Origin of the sequence: Empedobacter sp. GD03861 (assembly GCF_029840885.1) — a bacterium.
Classification (GTDB): domain Bacteria; phylum Bacteroidota; class Bacteroidia; order Flavobacteriales; family Weeksellaceae; genus Empedobacter; species Empedobacter falsenii_B.
In genome coordinates this window covers 95955-114733 of sequence record NZ_JAOCDJ010000006.1, presented here as the reverse complement: position 1 = coordinate 114733, position 18779 = coordinate 95955, and the positions used below count along the sequence as shown (strand labels likewise).

Annotated in this window: 18 protein-coding genes; 12 read left to right on the top strand and 6 right to left on the bottom strand. The window is 32.7% G+C overall.

Translation table 11 applies throughout. The features are described 5' to 3' along the window. Positions 1-14: 14 nt before the first annotated feature. The 3 genes from N5D03_RS05240 to miaB all read right to left on the bottom strand — a co-directional run bounded on the left by N5D03_RS05240 (position 15) and on the right by miaB (position 3461). A complete protein-coding gene (locus N5D03_RS05240; protein WP_125349625.1) occupies positions 15-524 on the bottom strand; it encodes an LptE family protein in 510 nt (169 codons plus the stop codon). A gap of 1 nt (position 525) precedes the next feature. After that, the gene (locus N5D03_RS05235) at positions 526-1797 is read right to left on the bottom strand and encodes a sigma 54-interacting transcriptional regulator (RefSeq protein ID WP_280051090.1); all 1272 of its coding nucleotides are present in this window, start codon (positions 1795-1797) and stop codon (positions 526-528) included. 218 nt (positions 1798-2015) lie between these two features. Then, positions 2016-3461, bottom strand: a complete 1446-nt coding sequence (gene miaB / locus N5D03_RS05230) for a tRNA (N6-isopentenyl adenosine(37)-C2)-methylthiotransferase MiaB (protein WP_125349623.1) — start codon at positions 3459-3461, stop codon at positions 2016-2018. A gap of 122 nt (positions 3462-3583) precedes the next feature. Here miaB and N5D03_RS05225 point away from each other — a divergent pair, with 122 nt between their 5' ends. The 8 genes from N5D03_RS05225 (at position 3584) to N5D03_RS05190 (ending at position 13409) form a co-directional block, all read left to right on the top strand. Then, positions 3584-4378: a hypothetical protein gene (locus N5D03_RS05225; RefSeq protein ID WP_125349622.1), complete on the top strand. Its 795-nt coding sequence runs from the start codon at positions 3584-3586 to the stop codon at positions 4376-4378. 85 nt (positions 4379-4463) lie between these two features. Continuing rightward, complete coding sequence (gene topA / locus N5D03_RS05220; RefSeq protein ID WP_280051089.1) at positions 4464-6998, top strand: type I DNA topoisomerase; 2535 nt, start codon at positions 4464-4466, stop codon at positions 6996-6998. Then, a complete protein-coding gene (locus tag N5D03_RS05215) occupies positions 6998-8149 on the top strand; it encodes an arginase family protein (RefSeq protein ID WP_280051088.1) in 1152 nt (383 codons plus the stop codon). The genes topA and N5D03_RS05215 overlap by 1 nt, the downstream gene beginning before the upstream one ends. Before the next feature lie 165 nt (positions 8150-8314). Beyond that, positions 8315-9697 carry a gliding motility lipoprotein GldK gene (gene gldK, locus N5D03_RS05210; RefSeq protein ID WP_280051087.1) on the top strand — a complete coding sequence of 461 codons (1383 nt, stop codon included), beginning with the start codon at positions 8315-8317 and terminating at the stop codon, positions 9695-9697. A gap of 36 nt (positions 9698-9733) precedes the next feature. Next, complete coding sequence (gene gldL, locus N5D03_RS05205; RefSeq protein ID WP_125349619.1) at positions 9734-10405, top strand: gliding motility protein GldL; 672 nt, start codon at positions 9734-9736, stop codon at positions 10403-10405. 49 nt (positions 10406-10454) lie between these two features. Continuing rightward, positions 10455-12023: a GldM family protein gene (locus N5D03_RS05200; protein WP_280051086.1), complete on the top strand. Its 1569-nt coding sequence runs from the start codon at positions 10455-10457 to the stop codon at positions 12021-12023. Positions 12024-12046: 23 nt separating this feature from the next. Continuing rightward, complete coding sequence (gldN, locus tag N5D03_RS05195) at positions 12047-12949, top strand: gliding motility protein GldN (protein WP_038332933.1); 903 nt, start codon at positions 12047-12049, stop codon at positions 12947-12949. A 76-nt stretch (positions 12950-13025) separates the two neighbouring features. Continuing rightward, entirely contained in the window at positions 13026-13409 is a 384-nt protein-coding gene (locus tag N5D03_RS05190) for a hypothetical protein (RefSeq protein WP_038332936.1), read from the top strand. A 114-nt stretch (positions 13410-13523) separates the two neighbouring features. Here the strand turns inward: N5D03_RS05190 and N5D03_RS05185 are convergent, their stop codons facing one another. After that, positions 13524-14321 (bottom strand): endonuclease/exonuclease/phosphatase family protein, encoded by a 798-nt coding sequence (locus N5D03_RS05185; protein ID WP_280051085.1) that lies wholly within the window; start codon positions 14319-14321, stop codon positions 13524-13526. Positions 14322-14465: 144 nt separating this feature from the next. On the opposite strand from N5D03_RS05185, the gene N5D03_RS05180 reads away from it, so the two are divergent. The 3 genes from N5D03_RS05180 to N5D03_RS05170 are packed head-to-tail and all read left to right on the top strand — an operon-like array spanning position 14466 to position 16181. Next, the gene (locus tag N5D03_RS05180) at positions 14466-14609 is read left to right on the top strand and encodes a hypothetical protein (RefSeq protein WP_236688181.1); all 144 of its coding nucleotides are present in this window, start codon (positions 14466-14468) and stop codon (positions 14607-14609) included. Positions 14610-14649: 40 nt separating this feature from the next. Continuing rightward, positions 14650-15708 (top strand): FAD-dependent oxidoreductase, encoded by a 1059-nt coding sequence (locus N5D03_RS05175; protein ID WP_280051084.1) that lies wholly within the window; start codon positions 14650-14652, stop codon positions 15706-15708. An 11-nt stretch (positions 15709-15719) separates the two neighbouring features. Next, entirely contained in the window at positions 15720-16181 is a 462-nt protein-coding gene (locus N5D03_RS05170) for a hypothetical protein (RefSeq protein ID WP_125349616.1), read from the top strand. Positions 16182-16187: 6 nt separating this feature from the next. On the opposite strand, the gene N5D03_RS05165 is transcribed toward N5D03_RS05170, so the two are convergent. Together N5D03_RS05165 and N5D03_RS05160 are read right to left on the bottom strand one after the other, a co-directional pair. Further along, entirely contained in the window at positions 16188-16409 is a 222-nt protein-coding gene (locus tag N5D03_RS05165) for a hypothetical protein (protein ID WP_115001689.1), read from the bottom strand. Between the two features lie 18 nt (positions 16410-16427). Then, positions 16428-16748 carry a hypothetical protein gene (locus tag N5D03_RS05160; protein WP_115002126.1) on the bottom strand — a complete coding sequence of 107 codons (321 nt, stop codon included), beginning with the start codon at positions 16746-16748 and terminating at the stop codon, positions 16428-16430. 107 nt (positions 16749-16855) lie between these two features. On the opposite strand from N5D03_RS05160, the gene N5D03_RS05155 reads away from it, so the two are divergent. Continuing rightward, complete coding sequence (locus N5D03_RS05155) at positions 16856-18772, top strand: ABC-F family ATP-binding cassette domain-containing protein (RefSeq protein ID WP_180905128.1); 1917 nt, start codon at positions 16856-16858, stop codon at positions 18770-18772. Positions 18773-18779 lie beyond the last annotated feature (7 nt).

Below are 18779 nucleotides of genomic sequence, written 5' to 3'. Positions count from 1 at the left end.
ATAAGGTTATTTTTTTACCAATCCATCGCAATAGACGCAAAAACTTGGTCGCGAATATCATCAATAATTAAAGGAACAATTGACGATTCTACAGCGCTTAACATCGCATTTCCGTCATATAATTGGAAAGCAGAAAATGTTCTGTCATAACTTTTTGATTCGTCTTTATTGTTGATATATCGAACTTTTACATAAATTGTCAAACGGTTTTTTGCTGCAATATCATTCGATTGAATTGCTTCTGGAACAACATCGTATCCCGTAATTTCACCTTCGATAATTAAGTCAGAATTTTCGTTTGAGTTTAACTTCAACTTCGTTCTACTTCTAAAAATATCTTGAATGGCAATCGTTAAATCTTGACTCAAAGTAGGATTTTGTTGAGGTGCGTAATTCGGGAAAGTTGCCACATAAATTGTGTTCCAATCTGGTTGAATTGCTGCTCCCGAAAGTGAATATTTTATACATCCTGTTAAACTAAAAATAGCAAAAATACTAAGGACGAATAGTTTTATTTTGTTCATATTACAAATGATATTGTTTGATTTTTCGGTACAATGTTCGCTCAGAAATTCCCAATTCGTCAGCCGCCATTTTACGTTTTCCTTTGTGTTTTTCCAACGCCAATTTTATCATTTCCTTTTCATTATCTTGCAACGAAAGAGATTCTGGTTCTTCGATTGGACTTACATCATATACATCGTTCGAATAATCGTATTGCGATTGTTGATAATTTGGTGTAATTGGAGCAGATTTCGTTGGAACCAAATTATATTGACTTGGCACAAAATCTTCTTCTGGTTCGTTTTGATCTTGATAAACGCGCTGAATCAATTCTTGTGTATTGCCATTAAAATCTTTAACATCTTTGTGTTTGATTAAATCTAATGTTAAAGCACGTAAATCGTTCAAATCTTTTTTCATGTCCAATAAAACTTTGAACAATAATTCACGTTCCATAAAATCAGAAGAACTTCCATCTTTCGATTTATTTGTTACCGTCAACATTGTTGAATTATTGGGTAATAATTCCATGATTTTTTCTAACGAAATCACACGGTCTTTTTCCACAACAGAAACTTGTTCAGCAAAATTTCTTAATTGACGCACATTTCCCGGCCAAGGATAATTCGCAATATAATTTTGGGCTTCTGGAGAAAGCTCAATATGCGGCATTCTGTATTTATTTGCAAAATCTGAAGCAAATTTTCGGAACAATAAATTAATATCTTCCTTACGCTCGCGCAAAGCAGGAATATCAATTTGAACTGTATTTAATCGATAATATAAATCTTCACGAAATTTACCTTTTTCAACAGCTTCTTTCAATTTTACATTTGTTGCTGCAACAACACGAACATTTGTTTTTTGAAGTTCCGAAGAACCAACTTTCATAAATTCGCCCGATTCCAAAATACGTAACAAACGCACTTGTGTCGCCAAAGGTAATTCACCAACTTCATCTAAGAAAATTGTTCCGCCATCGGCTACTTCAAAATAACCTTTACGTGTTTGTGTTGCACCTGTAAAAGCTCCTTTTTCGTGTCCAAATAATTCAGAATCTATTGTTCCTTCTGGAATCGCACCACAGTTCACTGCAATATAATTGTTGTGTTTGCGTGCTGATTGATTATGAATAATTTTCGGAATAAATTCTTTACCAACACCACTTTCTCCGATAACAAGAACAGAAATGTCTGTAGGTGCAACCTGAATCGCCTTTTCTAAAGCACGATTCAAGGCTACATTATTTCCAATGATTCCAAAACGTTGTTTGATAGTTTGTAAAGAATCCATTTTTTTATTTTTTAGGTTTTTGAAAAATGATCTATCAAATTTCAATTATTGTCTTATTAAAACCGTCATTTCGAGTAAAATTTTTTAGAGTTTGTATCGAAAATAAGGTTTTAAACTATTAAAATTCTATTCTCGATACAATTTTTAATCATTTCATTTATAAAAATCACTCGAATTGACGAATTTTATTTTTAGTATACAATTGACGGATTGATTGTTTATCCTTCTATCATTTCACCAATCAAAGTAGCCGTTGTACAGCTATTTGCTTTTACGTTTACAAAATCTCCTATTTTAGTTCCTTCTACTTTAGGGAAAACTAAAACCGCGTTTTGTGTATTACGTCCGTACCAGAAATTTTCGTCACGTTTAGAGTTTCCTTCAATCAAAACTTCATGAGTTTTTCCAACATAACTATTCATACGCTCTGCAGAGTGTTTTTGTTGCATTTCGATGATTTCTTGTAAACGACGTTTTTTATCTTCTGGTAAAACATCATCAGGCATTTTTTTGTGCGCTGGCGTTCCTGGACGCTCAGAATAAGCGAACATATAACCGAAATCATATTTCACATATTCCATTAACGATAATGTATCTTGATGTTCTTCTTCTGTTTCGCCACAGAAACCTGCAATCATATCGTGAGATAAAGCACAATCTGGAACGATACGACGAATTTTATCAATTAATTCGAAATATTCTTCACGAGTATGTTGACGATTCATACGTGCTAAGACAGTGGTAGAACCCGATTGAACAGGTAAGTGAATGTATTTACAAATATTTTTGTGTTTCGCCATCATTTGCAATACGCCTTCTTCCATATCTTGTGGATTAGAAGTTGAAAAACGTAAACGAATGTTAGGAAACTGCGTAGCAACCATGTCTAATAATTGAGCAAAATCTACAGCAGTCGCTTTCTGAATATCAGTTGCATTTTTGAAATCTTTTTTTGGTCCTCCACCATACCATAAATATGAATCGACATTTTGACCTAAAAGTGTAATTTCTTTGTAACCAGATTCTGCTAATTCTTTACACTCATTCAAGATAGAATGTGGATCACGAGAACGCTCACGACCACGCGTAAAAGGAACAACACAGAATGTACACATGTTATCACAGCCACGAGTAATCGTAACAAAGGCTGTAACGCCATTTCCACCTAAACGAACAGGAGAAATTTCGGCATATGTTTCTTCTTTTGATAATTGTACGTTTACCGCATCACGACCATCTTCTACATCGTTGATTAAGTTTGGTAAATCGCGGTAAGCATCTGGTCCTACAACGATATCTACTAAATGTTCTTCTTCTAAGAATTTATGTTTCAAACGTTCCGCCATACAACCTAAAACTCCAATTTTAAGACTTGGATTTTGTTTTTTGATTGCGTTTAAAGTTCCTAAACGTTTACGAACAGTTTGTTCAGCTTTTTCACGAATAGAACAAGTGTTTAAAAGAATTAAATCTGCTTCGTCAACTTTTTGAGTGGTTTGATAACCTTCGTTATTTAGAATAGATGCAACAATTTCACTATCCGAGAAATTCATTTGACATCCGTAACTTTCTAAGAATAATTTCTTTGTTGCATTACGAGTAGGAGCAGTCATCAAAGCCTCTCCTTGTCTTGCTTCATCTATATGTTTTTCTTCTGTATGCATTCTAAAATGGATATTTTATCGTGCAAAAATAATAAATCTATGTGACATATTGGCAGTAAAATTTTCTTTTGCATTTTATTAACATTTTGTAGATTTGAGGAAATCTAAAAAAATATAAAACTATGGATGATAGAATTAGACAAAGAATAGAAGAAATTAAACAACGAGGAGTAAATATAAACGTTGGCGATATTTTTTCAAAATCATGGGAAATTTTTTCAGGAATCGCTTTATATGCAATTCTTGCAATTGTAATAACATTCGCAATTAGTTTCATGATTAATTTCTTCTTAGGATTAATCATTTCAGCACCAACTATGGTTATTAATGATCCATCTGATTTAAATGAAGTGTTTGCAGAAGCATCATCTCCTTTAGCGTGGGTGAGTAATATTGTTAGTATTGTAGTTGCAGCAGCTTTAGCACCGATTACAGTAAGTATTTTGACAATGGCTAAAAAATTTAATAAACATCAAAATCCTGATTTTTCAGATTTGTTTGTTCATTATAAAGATGGAAAATTTGGTGTGATTTTTACAACATATTTAGCTGTTCAATTTTTAGGATTCATAGGTATTTTATTATGTATTGTACCTGGATTTATTTTCTATGTTACATCAATACTAGCAATTCCTTTTGTATTGTTTACAAGTTTTACTACAACGGAAGCTATAAAATCAAGTGTAAGTATTTTATTTAAAAACTTCGGATCAGCATTTGTTTTTTGTTTGGCTTGTTTTGGAGTTGCAATTTTAGGCGTACTTGCTTGTGGAGTTGGATTATTAGTAGCAATGCCTCTAATTTATATTGCTACATATGTTTTATATGAAACAGTTATAGGAACAGAAGACAATGAACAATCAGAAATAGACCAAATAGGAACAGATATTTACAAGGATAATCCTTACATGAAATAGACAAAATTATGAAGCAGTTGAAAATCATTTTTGGCTGCTTCATTTTTTTGTTATTAATTTTGCAGAAATTTTTTAAGAAAACAATATGTCTAAAAATCTCGTTATTGTTGAGTCCCCAGCAAAAGCTAAAACCATTCAAGGTTTTTTAGGTGATGATTTTATCGTGGAATCAAGTTTTGGTCACGTGGTCGATTTACCAAAGAAAGGAATGGGAATCGAAATCGAGAATCATTATAAGCCAATATACGAAGTAACACCTGATAAAAAGGAGGTTGTAAGTAAACTGAAAAAATTGTCTTCGAAAGCCCAAACAATTTGGTTAGCATCCGATGAGGACCGCGAAGGAGAAGCAATTTCTTGGCATTTGTATCACGTTCTTGGATTAGAAAAGAAAGATACAAAACGTATTGTTTTTAATGAAATTACAAAAAAAGCGATTCAACGTGCGGTAGAAAATCCACGTCAAATTGATGAGAATTTGGTTGATGCACAACAAGCTCGTCGTGTTTTGGACAGATTAGTTGGTTTCGAAATGTCGCCAATTTTATGGAAAAAAATCAAACCAGGCTTATCTGCAGGTCGTGTTCAATCAGTTTCTGTTCGATTAATTGTTGAACGTGAAAAAGAAATTCAAAATTTTGTTCCAGTTTCGTCATATAAATTCATTGCAATTTTCGAAACAAATGAGGGAAGAACATTAAAAGCAGTTTTAACAAAAGAATTTTCTACGTTAAAAGAAGCCGAAGATTTCTTAGAAACATGTGTTGGAGCAGATTTTAAAGTAAATGATTTACAAAAGAAACCAGCAAAGCGTACACCTTCAGCACCATTTACAACATCAACTTTGCAACAAGAAGCATCTCGTAAATTAGGTTTTTCAGTTTCAAGAACGATGCGTGTCGCACAACAATTATACGAATCTGGACATATCACATATATGAGAACAGATAGTGTGAATTTGTCTGATGATGCATTAACAGCAGTAAAAGCTGAGATAGAATCTGCTTACGGAAACAAATATGTTGAGATAAGAAAATATAAAAACAAAAATTCATCTGCACAAGAAGCGCACGAAGCGATTCGTCCAACGCATTTCGAAAATCATTCAATAAATGCAGACGATTCTATGCGAAAATTGTACGAATTAATTTGGAAACGTACAGTTGCTTCTCAAATGGCAAATGCAGAATTGGAACGAACTATTATTGATATTGATAACAACAAAAACAACTTTATTTTCCAAGCGAAAGGAGAAGTAATTGTGTTTGATGGTTTCTTAAAAGTATATCAAGAATCGTTTGACGACGAAGATGCTGATGATGATAAAGTATTATTACCAAGTGTAAAAGTAAATGAGCAATTGAAAGCAGATGAAATAAACGGTACTGAACGTTTTTCTCGTCCTTCGGCTCGTTATACAGAAGCATCTTTGGTAAAAAAATTAGAAGAATTAGGAATAGGTCGTCCATCAACTTATGCACCAACGATTTCTACAATCCAGAATAGAGGCTATGTGGAAGTTGGGGAATTGGATGGTCAAGAACGAAAATATAATACCTTAACGTTAATCGATAATCAAATCAAAAAAGTTCAACAAAAAGAAATTTTTGGAGCTGATCGTCGCAAATTAATGCCAACTGATATCGGAATCGTGGTAAATGATTTCTTGGTTGATTATTTTACGAATGTGATGGATTATGATTTTACGGCGCGTGTCGAAAATAGTTTTGATGAAATTGCGGAAGGTAAATTGAATTGGACAAAAATGATTGATGAATTTTACACGAAATTTCATCATGTTGTAGAAGATGTTCAAGAAAATGCAGATCGTGCAACTGGAGAACGCGAGTTAGGAATTGATCCTGTTTCAGGTAAAAAAGTGCATGCACGTATTGGACGTTTCGGACCAATGATTCAGATTGGTGAAGCAGAAGATGAAGAAAAACCTCGCTTTGCAAGTCTTCAAAAACATCAATCTATTCATAATATTACCTTAGAAGAGGCAATGAAATTGTTCGAATTACCAAAAACTTTAGGTGAGTATAAAGCGCACGAAGTAGAAGTGAATATTGGACGTTTTGGACCTTATGTGAAATTTGATGATAAATATATTTCGATTCCGAAAGAGGAAGATCCAATGGATTTATCATTTGATCGTGCAGTAGAATTAATCGAAGAAAAATTAAAAGCTGATGCACCGATTGCACAATACGAAGGGTATGATGTAACAAAAGGAAAAGGACGTTTTGGACCATTTATCAAATGGAATGAATGGTTTATTAATGTTCCGAAAAAATACGATTTCGATCATTTATCTCAAGCTGATATTATCGAATTGATTGAAGATAAAAAACGTAAAGAATCTGAACGTGTTGTTCGCGAATGGTCAGAACAGGAAATTCGATTAGAGAAAGCGCGTTGGGGACGTTATAATTTGATTCAAGGAAAAATAAAAGTTGAGTTATCGAAAGAGACGAATCCAGAAGCGTTGACTTTAGCTGAGGTTGAAAAATTAATAGAAGCAGCAAAACCTAAAAAGAAAGCTGCGGCTAAAAAAGCGCCAGCAAAAAAGACAACTGCGAAGAAAACGACAACTAAAAAAACAACGACTAAAAAGTAATGTACAAAGACTTTTTAAAACCCGTTTCTGAAGAATTACAAGATTTTGCTAAATCTTGTAATTCTTTTGCGTTAGGACAAGCTATAAAATTTCGTGAAGATGTGATCGAAATCGATGAAAAATCGAACGATAAAATCGCGATTATTGGTGTAACAGAATCTCGTTCGAAACAAAAAGATTTGATCGAAGATGTAGATTTTAGCTTAGTTCGTACACAATTGTATGAGTTGCAAATGGGAAATTGGTCGATCGATTTGTACGATTTTGGTGATGTTGTTTATTATGATGATAAAGCCGAAACCGAAAAAGTTTTTAGAGAAGTTACAAACGGATTAATTCGTGATGGATATGTCGTTGTTATTTTGGGTGGAAATCCAAGTTTAGGTTATCAACAATATCGTGCGTATGATGAAATTGTTGATAAAGTTTATTACTTAACAATCGATCATAAATTACGATTAGATAAAGATGAAGCGCAAACAACAGAAAATAATTATTTAACAAAAATTATTTCGAATGAGCCTTTCAATTTATTAGATTACACGAATATTGGTTTTCAAACATATTTTGTTGCGCAAGAAAAATTAGATTTGTTGGATCAGTTAAATTTTGATGCTGTTCGTTTGGGGCTAATTTCTGAAAATGTAAAAGAAATAGAACCTTATTCTCGAGATGCTAATGCAGCTTTGCTTAATTTATCGAGTTTGCAAGGTTCGGATTTCTCTTCTTCAAAAAATATGACGCCAAATGGATTTACTTCGCGCGAAATCTGTGCGTTAACAAGATATTTAGGTTTCAGCAATAAATTGACTTCACTTTACGTTTGTGATTATATCGAAAATTATAAAAAATTAGATCATCTATTAATTTCGCAGATGATTTGGTATTTTATTGATGGAAAAAATCACCGTCCAGAGATAAAAAGTTTTGAGGATACACAATATTTTGAGAAAATTTTTGTTCCTACAGAAGGATACAATTATATTTTTTACCGAAATATATTAACCAATCAATTGTGGATAGAAGTTGATAACACTGTTGATGGAGAGCGAAAATTTGAAATTATTCCGTGTTCAGAAAAAGATTATGAACAAGCCTTGAATGGTGAAATACCGAATAGGTGGTGGAAATATTTCAAAAAATTTTATTAAAAAATAAAGAACAATTTTAAAAATCAATTAATAAATTGCCTTAATTTGTAGCCTTATTAATTGAGAACTAAAAGTATAAAACCTGTATAAAAATAAATCTATAACAGAATGAATAGAATTTTGGTAAGTGCATTGTTGCTATCTCTTTCTTTATCATCATGTAAAATGCTGAAGAACAGAGGGAGTAGTGATAGAAATGATGGACAAATAGTTTCGAAAACATCTTCGGCTTGGACGCCAGTTCGTCCAAAGGGAATGGTTCCGATTCCGAGTGGATCGTTTGTTTTAGGACAAACCGATTACGATTTTACAAAAACAAATGATGCTCCAGTAAAAACGGTTACTGTTACAGGTTTCTTTATGGATGACACAGAGATTACAAACTCTGAGTATCAGATTTTTGTAAATTACGTAAAAGATTCTATCGCTCGTACTGCTTTGGCAAACAAGGCAGAAACTTTAGGTTTTGATCCAATGAATCCTTCGGCTGACGGAGATGGAATTGGAGCTTATGCTTACGTTTCAGGATCTGCTGATGGAGAAGGAACGCCATATGACGAATATTTAAAAAATAGTAATACAGGTCGTGATGGTCAATCATTAGATGCAAAGAAATTAAATTGGAAACAGCGCTTGGAGTGGGATAAATACAAATATCCAGATGTAGATTATGCAGAGGTTATGGAAGGATTATATTATCCACCAGAAGAGCGTATGAATGGAGAAAGACGTATTGACACGCGTAAATTAAACTATTCTTATGTGACAGTTGATCAAACTGCTGCAGCAAAAAAACGTGGTACTTTCCGTGTAGATTTTCGTAAAGAATTTAGTTTAAACATTTATCCTGATACAACAGTTTGGGTAAGAGATTTCAACTATTCGTACAATGATCCAATGCACCAAGACTATTTTTGGCATAAAGCTTATGCAAATTATCCTGTTGTAGGTGTTAACTGGAATCAAGCAACAGCTTTTTGTGATTTCCGCACAAGATATCATAACACAGCATTGAATAATAAAAAGAAAAGAGGAAGTCAAGTAAAAGTTATTAGTTACCGTTTACCAACAGAAATTGAGTGGGAATACGCAGCGAAAGGTGGTTTAGAAAATGCACCTTATCCTTGGGGAGGTCCTTATTTAACAGATGATAGAGGTTGTTATCTAGCGAACTTCAAACCAAAACGTGGAGATTATTTAGAAATCAACGATGGCAAGAAAACTGGTTACATGTATACGGCTCCTATAAAAACATTCCGTGCGAATGGATATGGTCTTTATGACATGGCTGGTAACGTAGCTGAATGGACAAGTTCTCCGTATAACAGATCATCTTATACAATGTCTTCATCACTTAATCCGTCAATTACAATGTCTGGAGAAGTAAATAGAAGTGTAAGAGGAGGATCTTGGAAAGATGTTGGATATTTATTAATGACTTCAGCAAGAGATTGGGAACACAAAGATTCTGCAAGAAGTTTCATCGGATTCCGTACAGTTCAATCTTTCCCAGAAGGATCAAAAGTAAATTTTAGAAAAACCAAATAACCTAATTAATAAAACAATTTAATAAAAAGCACTCTTATGGCAGTACAAGCTTCAAAACAAGAACGTCTTACAAATTTTTTGTATAATTTCTTTGCCGCAGTAGTAATTATCGGGGCATTATGTAAAATTACGCACACGAATTTAGGACCAATATCAGCCAATTTAATCTTAACAATCGGATTAGTAGCTGAAGCATTCGTCTTCTTTTATTCAGCATTTTTCGATAAACCTCAAGGAAGCTATGAATGGGAAAAAGCTTATCCAGAATTATTAAATGGAGAACCAGTACAAAGAAAAACTGCTGCTGTTGCAACTGCAGGAAATAATTTAACTGCTGAGTTAGACAAAGTATTAGCAGATGCAAAATTAGATAAAGAAGTTTTCGAAAGATTACGTGGTTCTTTAGATAAATTTGGTTCAGCTGTTAACGAATTAAACACAACAACATCTGCTGTCGCTTCAACAGAACAATATAGCAACGAAATTGCAAAAGCATCAACTAACATCAGCCAATTAAATGCTGTATATGCTGAGCAAATTGTAAATAGCCAAAAACAAGTAGAATTAAATAAACAATTTATCGAAGAAATGCAAAAATCTTCAGGTAGTTCAGAGCAATTCTTGAAAGAAATGCAAGAGCTTTCTGCTAACATTAATGCATTAAACAAAGTATACGGAGGTATGCTTTCTGCAATGAAAAACAACTAATCATTGTACGATAAATTAAACTAATTATTCATTAATTCTATAAATTATTATGGCAGGAGGTGGTAGACTAACCGGACGTCAGAAGATGATCAACCTGATGTATCTCGTGTTCATTGCAATGATGGCTTTGAACGTGGATCGTGAGGTGTTGAGATCTTTCGAAACGATAAATACTTCTTTAGAGTCAACAACGACTTTAACGAAAACAAATAACGATACCTTCTATGGTCAAATTGATCTAAAAGCGAAGGACGACCCAACTTATGCAAAAACTCAAGCAGATGCTGCAGAAGTTAAAAAGCAAACAAATGATTTTGTTGCTTATATTGATGGATTGAAAAAAGAATTAGCTGGTGCTGATTTTGTTTCAGGATCGGAAGATACAGATTACAATGCATTGTCTAATACAGAGCCTGTAGTTTCTTTATTCTTTAAAGGAAAAGGAGGTGACAAAGGAAATGAGAAAGCACAAGAGTTTACGAACAAAATTGATGGTTTCAGAAATTTCTTAATGACTTTTGCTAAGCAAAGTCCAGATGCTAAAAATGCTGAAGCTCGTATCAACGAATTTTTTGGAACAACACCAAAAACGAAAAATCAAAGCTGGATGCAAGAAAAATTCTATGATCAACCAATGGTTGCGTCATTAACGAATTTATCTAAAATGCAAATGGATGCACGTACAGAAGAAGGTAACTTAGTAAGAGCATTATTATCTGGTAAATTAGAAGAGAAAATCGAGTTGGATGCATTCCAAGGTTTATTCTTATCGCCAGGTGTTGTAAAAGTAGGTGATGAAGCTGTTCTTAATGTAGTTTTAGGAGCTTACGATAATTCTATCAAAGGTTCTGTTTCTACAAGTGTTGGTTCTGCTGCTGTTGTTGATGGTAAAGCTTCTATTAAGTTGAATACATCATCAGTTGGTATGCATCAATTAACAGGTAACATTACTTATGTATCGAATGGACAAACGAAAACGGTTAATATTGCACCTTCAACTTATCAAGTTGTAGCACAAACATTAGATAAAAAGGCTGCAGAGATTATTGAAAAAGATCCAACAGGAGGTTCTATTGTTGCAGATAATTTACGTGTAGTTTACCGTGGAGTTACTAACCCTATTTCTGCTACAATTAATGGAGCGAATGGACCAGTTAGTTTAAGTGCTTCTTCTGGAAGTCCTTCTTCTGCTGGAGCTAATAAATGGAATTATACTCCTGGAGGAGGAAGCGAAGTGGTGTTTACGGCATCTGCGAGAGCAAGCTCAGGAAAAACATTGTCAGTAAAAGAAACATTCCGTATCAAACCAGTTCCACCAGCACGTGGTGTAATCTTAGGAAATACAAGTCCAGCTATTCCAGATAATGGAATTGCAGCGCAAACAATTCGCGTAGATTGGCCAGATTTCTTATTCCCAATTTCGGGAGAAGTAACATCTTTCAATGTAAGAGTACCAGGTCAAGCAACAGTACGTGTTTCTGGAAATAAAATGTCAGGAGCGGCTGGAGCAATTTCGAAAGCGAAAAAAGGCGATGTAATTGGTGTGTTCGATATTAAATATCGTACAAATTCAGGAGCAACTGGAGAAGCATCATCTATCGCAATTCAAGTACAATAATTTAAAAAGTAAAAATTTAAAATATGAAGTATCTTTTGTTTGGTTTAATGAGTTTTTTCTCAACTCTTACAATGGCGCAAAATGTTCTTAACGCTGTTTCGCCAGAACAGTTAAGAAAAGACCGCGAAAATAAAACAAGAGTTGATGAAGCTGGAGATACAGTAAGTACGGCTCAAGATCCTATGAAATATGGTTTTATCGAAGATAAAGATGTTTTATGGTCGAAAGTTGTATGGGAAGTAATTGATTTGAATGAGCGTCTAAATCAGCCATATTATAGATCTGGTGATGAGTTAGTGCAAAATTCTAAATCATTATACGATGTATTGGTTGACGGAGTTCGTAGCAAAAAGATTAGAGAAGTTTACGACGATGAGTACTTTCAAACTAAAATGAGTTATGAGCAAATTATGGCTCGTAATGAGAAGAAAGATACACAACAGTATTACTACGATATGAAAGCTGCTGGAGAAACTCCTGATGAAGCTGCTATTTTTAATTATAAAATTAAATCTGACGATATCAAAATGGTAAAAACGAAAGGTCTATGGTACATCGACCGTCGTTTAGGAGAATTAAAATATCGTTTGTTAGGTTTAGCAATTATGGGACCTGATGCGCAATCGTTAGGAACAGAGTTTGCTGACGGAGCTTTCGTAGATTTGTTCTGGATTTGGTATCCAGATGCTCGTAATGTTTTGGTGAATGCAACGGTATTCAATCCAAGTAATTCAAATTCGGCAATTACATACGATGAGATGTTAAATGCACGTAGATTTAGTTCTATTATTTACAAAGCTCAAACAATGTATGGAACGAAAATGATTGATGATTACATTCCAAATGATGCGAAAGGTCAATTAGAAGAACATCACAAAATTAGAAATTCTATCATTCAGTCAGAAGCTGATATGTGGAATTACTAATCAGAATACAATACAAAAAATCCAGTCATTTGACTGGATTTTTTGTTATAACTTTAGTTCAAATTAAATAAAAACCATGAAAAATATTTTATTATTATCATTATTTATAATATCAATTAATAGTTTTGGACAACAAAAAGTTTTAAGGAACTCTATTAAAAAAATAACAACAAAATTAGATGAAAGCTCAGATGGAAAAACTTTAAAAGAGTTTGTAGAGAGCATTTACATTAATTCATTAAATACTTTTGAAGGAGAGAAACTATTGATAAACACTGATGAACTTAGTGTACAAGTGAAAAGAAACTCAGGTAAATTTGAATCGATGAAATTGAAAGATTTGAATGATATTTCTGTAGATCAACTAAAATCTTTTGAGTATAAAAAAGATAAAACAATCGAAGCTCTTTACGGAAGAAGAGGCGAATTATTTGGAATGGTTATGATAGAATTAAAATAGAAAAAATCCAGTCATCGACTGGATTTTCTTGTTTATGTATTTATAAGAATTTAACTTTCTAAAATCTAAAATCTAAAATCTAAAATCTAAAATCTAAAATCTAAAATCTAAAATCTAATTCGCATCTCCTTTTTCAATTCCTTCCTCTATTTTTTCTTCAACTTCTGCCTTTTCTTCATGGTCCAATTTCATTTCTCCCGAATCATCATCACTACGTAAAACAACTTGAATACTGATAGGAAAATGATCTGAGCCAATATTTGGTTCTCGTATCATATCAATTAATCGAAACTGCGAACTCAAAAAATAATGATCCAAAGGCCAACGTAAGAACCAATGATGTGCATGAAAAGTATTGAACATTCCACGACCACGACGAGGATCTAAAAGTTGCGAAGTTTTCAAAAATAAACGTGTTGTTCTGCTCCACGCAACATCATTCAAATCTCCAAAAACAATGCACGCTTTTCTATATTCTTTCGCTTGTTTTCCTATAATCAAAATCTCAGCATCGCGTTCAGCACTTTCTTCATTTTCTTGCGGAACTGGCGGAGTTGGATGTAAACCATACAAACGCACAATTTGATTATTATATTCGATATCAGCAATAATTGAAGGGATTTCTGTGCTGATTAAATAATTAATTTCTTGGTATTTTATAGGTAATTTAGAGTAAAACAATAATCCATAAGTGTTTTCTAACGGAACTTCTATTTTGTACTCAAAATCGTTTGTAGCTTCTTTTATTTGTTCCATCCATTCGTTGTTCGTTTCTAATAAAAAAACGATATCAGGATTTCTTTTCTTAATTAATTCAACCAAATTTTGATATTTCGTATTGTCTTGCAAAACATTATAAACAAGTAAATCAAGCGGTTTTTCATTTGGTTTAAAGGTTACTTGTTCAATCATTTTTTTACCAAAAGGAGAATAAGGAATAATGACCCAAAGCAAATAAATCGCCGTAAAAACTAAGCAAATAAATAGACTTATTGTGACTGAAGTTTTAGGTACAAAAATGAATAAAATACAAGTTGCAATTACCAAAGCAAATTTTTGAAATCGCGGATAATCAAAAACTCTAACCGTCCAATGTGTATGCTTGATGAAAGGAATAATGACGGAAAGGATAATGAGGCAAGAAATTATGGTATAGAATATTTGCATAAAATGGTTGATTTTAAGAATAAAGATAAGTAAAACCGAAACATTATTTACCTTTGTAAGCAAATTTTAGAAATTGAAAAAAGTAGAATATATCATCGTTGGTCAAGGTGTTGCAGGGAGTTGTATGGCGATGAAATTGTTGAAAGAAAATAAATCTTTTGTGGTAATTGATAATCATTTTCACAAAGCATCGGCAATTGCTGCTGGAATTTTTAATCCTGTAGTGCTAAAACGATTTTCAATTGTTTGGAATGCGACAAAACAAATCGAAAGATTACGCGAGGTTTTTGGTGATTTTGAACAATTATTAAACAAAAAATATATCTACAATTTTCCAGTTTATAGAATTTTTAATGACGAACAAGAGAAAAAAACGTGGTTGAAAAAAGCGACAACTCATCCAGATTTGATTGATTATTTAGCAACAGATACAGAACAACTGAATGATTTTTCTTCAATCAATTCTCCGATTGGTTCTGGCGAAGTTTTGCACACAGGTCGTGTCGATTTGACAAATCTTCTGGCTGATTTTAAAGATTATTTAGTTGAAAATGATTTGTTTCTTGATGAGACTTTTGATTTCAATGAGTTAAAATTAAATGATAATCAAACGAGCTATAAAAATATCGAGGCAACTAAAATAATTTTTGCCGAAGGTTATAATATTTTGAGCAATCCATATTTCAAAAATTTACCTGTAATTGGTGTAAAAGGCGAAGTTTTAAAGATAAAAACTGAAGCCAATTTACCTGAAGCAGTTGTGAAAGGAAAAGAATTTTTGATGCCTTTAGAAAATAATCAATATTTTGTAGGCGCAACTTACGATCGCGATTATGTGAATTATAAAAATACTGAGGATGCAAAACAATATTTGGTTGAAGGTGTTCAGAATTTTTTTAAAGATGATTTTGAAGTTGTGGAACAACATGCGTCAATTCGTCCAACGGTTGTCGATCGTCGTCCGATTATTGGAGTGCATCCTACGCATCAACAATTGATTTGTTTGAATGGAATGGGAACGCGCGGAACAATGTTGGCCCCTGTGATGGTGGATGATTTGTACGATTTTTTAGAAAATAATCAACCTATTGATAAAGAAGCGAATATTGCACGTTTCTATGATCGATTTTAAACCTATTTTGAATGAAAAATTTTGACATAAAAATATTTGCAATTCAACTTGTAGCAAGCGTTTTGTTATTTTTAGGAATTCAACAATTTTACGTTTTGGTTGAATTAGATTTGATTGAATTAATTCATTCAATGGGAAAAGATAATTTTGCCTTTTTGGTTAGAAAAAGTGACGAATTCGGAATCAGCGAAAAACTGAAACATTTAGCTACAATGAAAACAATTTTGAGTTTTGTAGGTATTGTTTTGGCATATATTTTATGTTCAGTTATCAACCATAAACGCAATTACGATTGGAAAATGTCTGTAATTATAGTAGTGTTGTGTTTTTTAGTTTTTCAATTCAGATTAATCAATCTTCCAATTAATTTTATTGCAACCAAAAATCTCGCATTGGCTTATTTTGTGCCAGCAACTTTTTCGATTTTAATCAGTTTTGTATTGTATTTTTTGAGTTATCGTTTAAAACCTTAAAAAAAATCAATGCAAAATTCTACAATTAGCATTAATATTTTTAGCTTCTTTTATAAAAGTTAAAGCTAATTGTTCATCGTTAACATCAATTGTTATTGAATGTCCATCTAATAATTTGTCAACATTACTTTTAGCAACTTTTAATGATATTTTTAGTAAGTCAATTTGTAGATGTGTTAAAGTGACTTTTTGAAATCCTTCATTCCAGCCATCAAATATTATCTTCATAAGTGATTTTAAATATTGTTAAAAATAGAAATGAATACTTGTTTTAAGTTCTAATGCTTTATGAAATATATTAATAATATTTTCGCATTCAGGATATGTTTTCTTCAATTGATTATAAGTGTTTTCAATTAAAACTAAATTATTAATTTTTTCGTCTTCATAATCGTCAATTATTGAATTACAAGTTTGATTAATTAAATCAAAAACACCTTTCTTCCATAAAATATTAAATTCTGATTCATTTAACCTAATTTCGATTAATTCGTTTGGAGAAGCTGTATCATAATCTAATTTTAATTCAGCTTCTTTATTAATAGGAACAATAATAATTTTACTCATAATCATTAATTGAAAGGTGATTGTTATTTTTAAAACACTTTCACAATATACTACTTATAGTTTTGAGATAAGTTTTCATCTAACAAAAAACATTGTATTTTTGCAAAATGTTATTAGTACAAAATTTAGGAGTTTATTTTGCGGGTAGATATTTATTCGAAAACGTTTCGTTCCGCATCAACAAAGGAAACCGTGTTGGTTTGGTAGGGAAAAATGGAGCAGGAAAATCTACTTTGCTTAAAATTTTAGCCAAAAGTCAGCAATCTTCAGAAGGTGAAGTTGTTTACGAAGGCGACGTTACAATCGGATATTTATCGCAAGATATTGATTTTGTACAAGGAAGAACGGTTTGGCAAGAAGCGGATTCTGCTTTTGAGCAATTGGTTGAAATTCAAGAACGTATTGATTTTGTAAACAAAGAATTAGCTGAAAGAACAGATTACGAATCGGACGAATATGGAAAATTAATTGAAGATATTTCTCATTTAACAGAACGTTTCGGACTTTTAGGTGGTTACACAAAAGATGCTGAAATCGAACAAATTTTAATTGGTTTAGGATTCAAAAATTCAGATTTTCATCGCCCAACAGAAGAATTTTCTGGAGGTTGGAGAATGCGAATTGAATTGGCAAAACTATTGTTGCAAAAACATGATGTAATGCTTTTAGATGAGCCTACCAACCATTTGGATATCGATTCGATTGTTTGGTTAGAAGATTTCTTGAAAGATTATCCTGGAGCTGTTGTGTTGGTTTCGCACGACCGTCAATTTTTGGATAACGTAACTAATCGTACAATCGAAATTGCAAATCGCCACATTTCTGATTTTAAAGCGAATTATACGCGTTATTTAGAATTGCGTGAAGATCGTCGCGAAAAATTAGAGCAAGCACAGAAGAATCAAGAGCAAATGATTAAGCACACGGAAGATTTAATTTCAAAATTCCGTGCAAAAGCTAATAAAGCTTCGATGGCGCAATCATTAATCAAAAAATTAGATAAAATAGAACGCATCGAAATTGAAAATGATGATGTAACGAAAATGAATATCCGTTTTGTGGATGCTGTTCAGCCAGGTAAAATTATTTTCGAGTTAGATGATGTAGGTGTTGCTTTTGGTGATCATCAAGTTTTTGATCATGTTTCTTTTTATGTTAATCGAGGAGAAAAAGTAGCTTTTGTTGGTCAAAATGGTCAAGGAAAAACGACTTTATCGCGTGCGATTATCAACGAACAAGAGCATTCAGGCAAAATAAAACATGGACATAATGTAGAAATCGGATATTTTGCCCAAAATCAAGCACATGTTTTGAATGATAAATTAACGGTTTTAGAAGAAGCAGAAAATTCTGCAACAGAAGAAACACGTAAACATGTTCGCGATTATTTAGGTGCATTTATGTTTGGTGGTGATGCTGTTGAGAAAAAAGTTTCGGTTCTTTCGGGAGGTGAGCGAAATCGTTTGGCGTTGTGTAAATTATTGTTACGTCCATTCAATGTATTAATCATGGATGAGCCAACGAACCACTTGGATATTGTATCAAAAGAATTGTTGAAAAAAGCTTTACAAAAATATTCTGGAACTTTGATTTTAGTATCTCATGACCGTGAATTTTTAGAAGGTTTAGTAGATAAAGTGTTCGATTTCCGTAATGGTCAAGTGAAAGAATATCTTTCTGGAATTGATGATTATTTGGCGCAAATAAAAGCGGGAAGTTTCCGTGAAGTGGAGAAAGGAAATAGTTTGGCTGCACGAAAAGAAGAGAAACCGATTGAGGTTAAAATAGAACAAGCGAAAAGAGTTTTATCTTTTGAGGAAGAGAAAGAGCAAAAACGTCTTAAAAATAGATTGTCAAGAATAGAAACGGAGATTTCTGATTTAGAGACGAAGATTGCCGATTTAGAAAATAAGTTGCATGCAGGTTCGCAAACGCAACAAGAATTAGATAAATACTCGAATCTGAAAAATGATTTAGACAAAAAAATGTTAGAGTGGGAGGAGGTTTCTGAACAAATTATCTAATGATAGA

Excerpts from the sequence above, each read along its gene's own strand:
- N5D03_RS05240 (WP_125349625.1), bottom strand. The coding sequence starts at position 524 with ATGAACAAAATAAAACTATTCGTCCTTAGTATTTTTGCTATTTTTAGT.
- N5D03_RS05235 (WP_280051090.1), bottom strand. The coding sequence starts at position 1,797 with ATGGATTCTTTACAAACTATCAAACAACGTTTTGGAATCATTGGAAAT.
- miaB (WP_125349623.1), bottom strand. The coding sequence starts at position 3,461 with ATGCATACAGAAGAAAAACATATAGATGAAGCAAGACAAGGAGAGGCT.
- N5D03_RS05225 (WP_125349622.1), top strand. The coding sequence starts at position 3,584 with ATGGATGATAGAATTAGACAAAGAATAGAAGAAATTAAACAACGAGGA.
- topA (WP_280051089.1), top strand. The coding sequence starts at position 4,464 with ATGTCTAAAAATCTCGTTATTGTTGAGTCCCCAGCAAAAGCTAAAACC.
- N5D03_RS05215 (WP_280051088.1), top strand. The coding sequence starts at position 6,998 with ATGTACAAAGACTTTTTAAAACCCGTTTCTGAAGAATTACAAGATTTT.
- gldK (WP_280051087.1), top strand. The coding sequence starts at position 8,315 with ATGCTGAAGAACAGAGGGAGTAGTGATAGAAATGATGGACAAATAGTT.
- gldL (WP_125349619.1), top strand. The coding sequence starts at position 9,734 with ATGGCAGTACAAGCTTCAAAACAAGAACGTCTTACAAATTTTTTGTAT.
- N5D03_RS05200 (WP_280051086.1), top strand. The coding sequence starts at position 10,455 with ATGGCAGGAGGTGGTAGACTAACCGGACGTCAGAAGATGATCAACCTG.
- gldN (WP_038332933.1), top strand. The coding sequence starts at position 12,047 with ATGAAGTATCTTTTGTTTGGTTTAATGAGTTTTTTCTCAACTCTTACA.
- N5D03_RS05190 (WP_038332936.1), top strand. The coding sequence starts at position 13,026 with ATGAAAAATATTTTATTATTATCATTATTTATAATATCAATTAATAGT.
- N5D03_RS05185 (WP_280051085.1), bottom strand. The coding sequence starts at position 14,321 with ATGATTGAACAAGTAACCTTTAAACCAAATGAAAAACCGCTTGATTTA.
- N5D03_RS05170 (WP_125349616.1), top strand. The coding sequence starts at position 15,720 with ATGAAAAATTTTGACATAAAAATATTTGCAATTCAACTTGTAGCAAGC.
- N5D03_RS05165 (WP_115001689.1), bottom strand. The coding sequence starts at position 16,409 with ATGAAGATAATATTTGATGGCTGGAATGAAGGATTTCAAAAAGTCACT.
- N5D03_RS05160 (WP_115002126.1), bottom strand. The coding sequence starts at position 16,748 with ATGAGTAAAATTATTATTGTTCCTATTAATAAAGAAGCTGAATTAAAA.
- N5D03_RS05155 (WP_180905128.1), top strand. The coding sequence starts at position 16,856 with ATGTTATTAGTACAAAATTTAGGAGTTTATTTTGCGGGTAGATATTTA.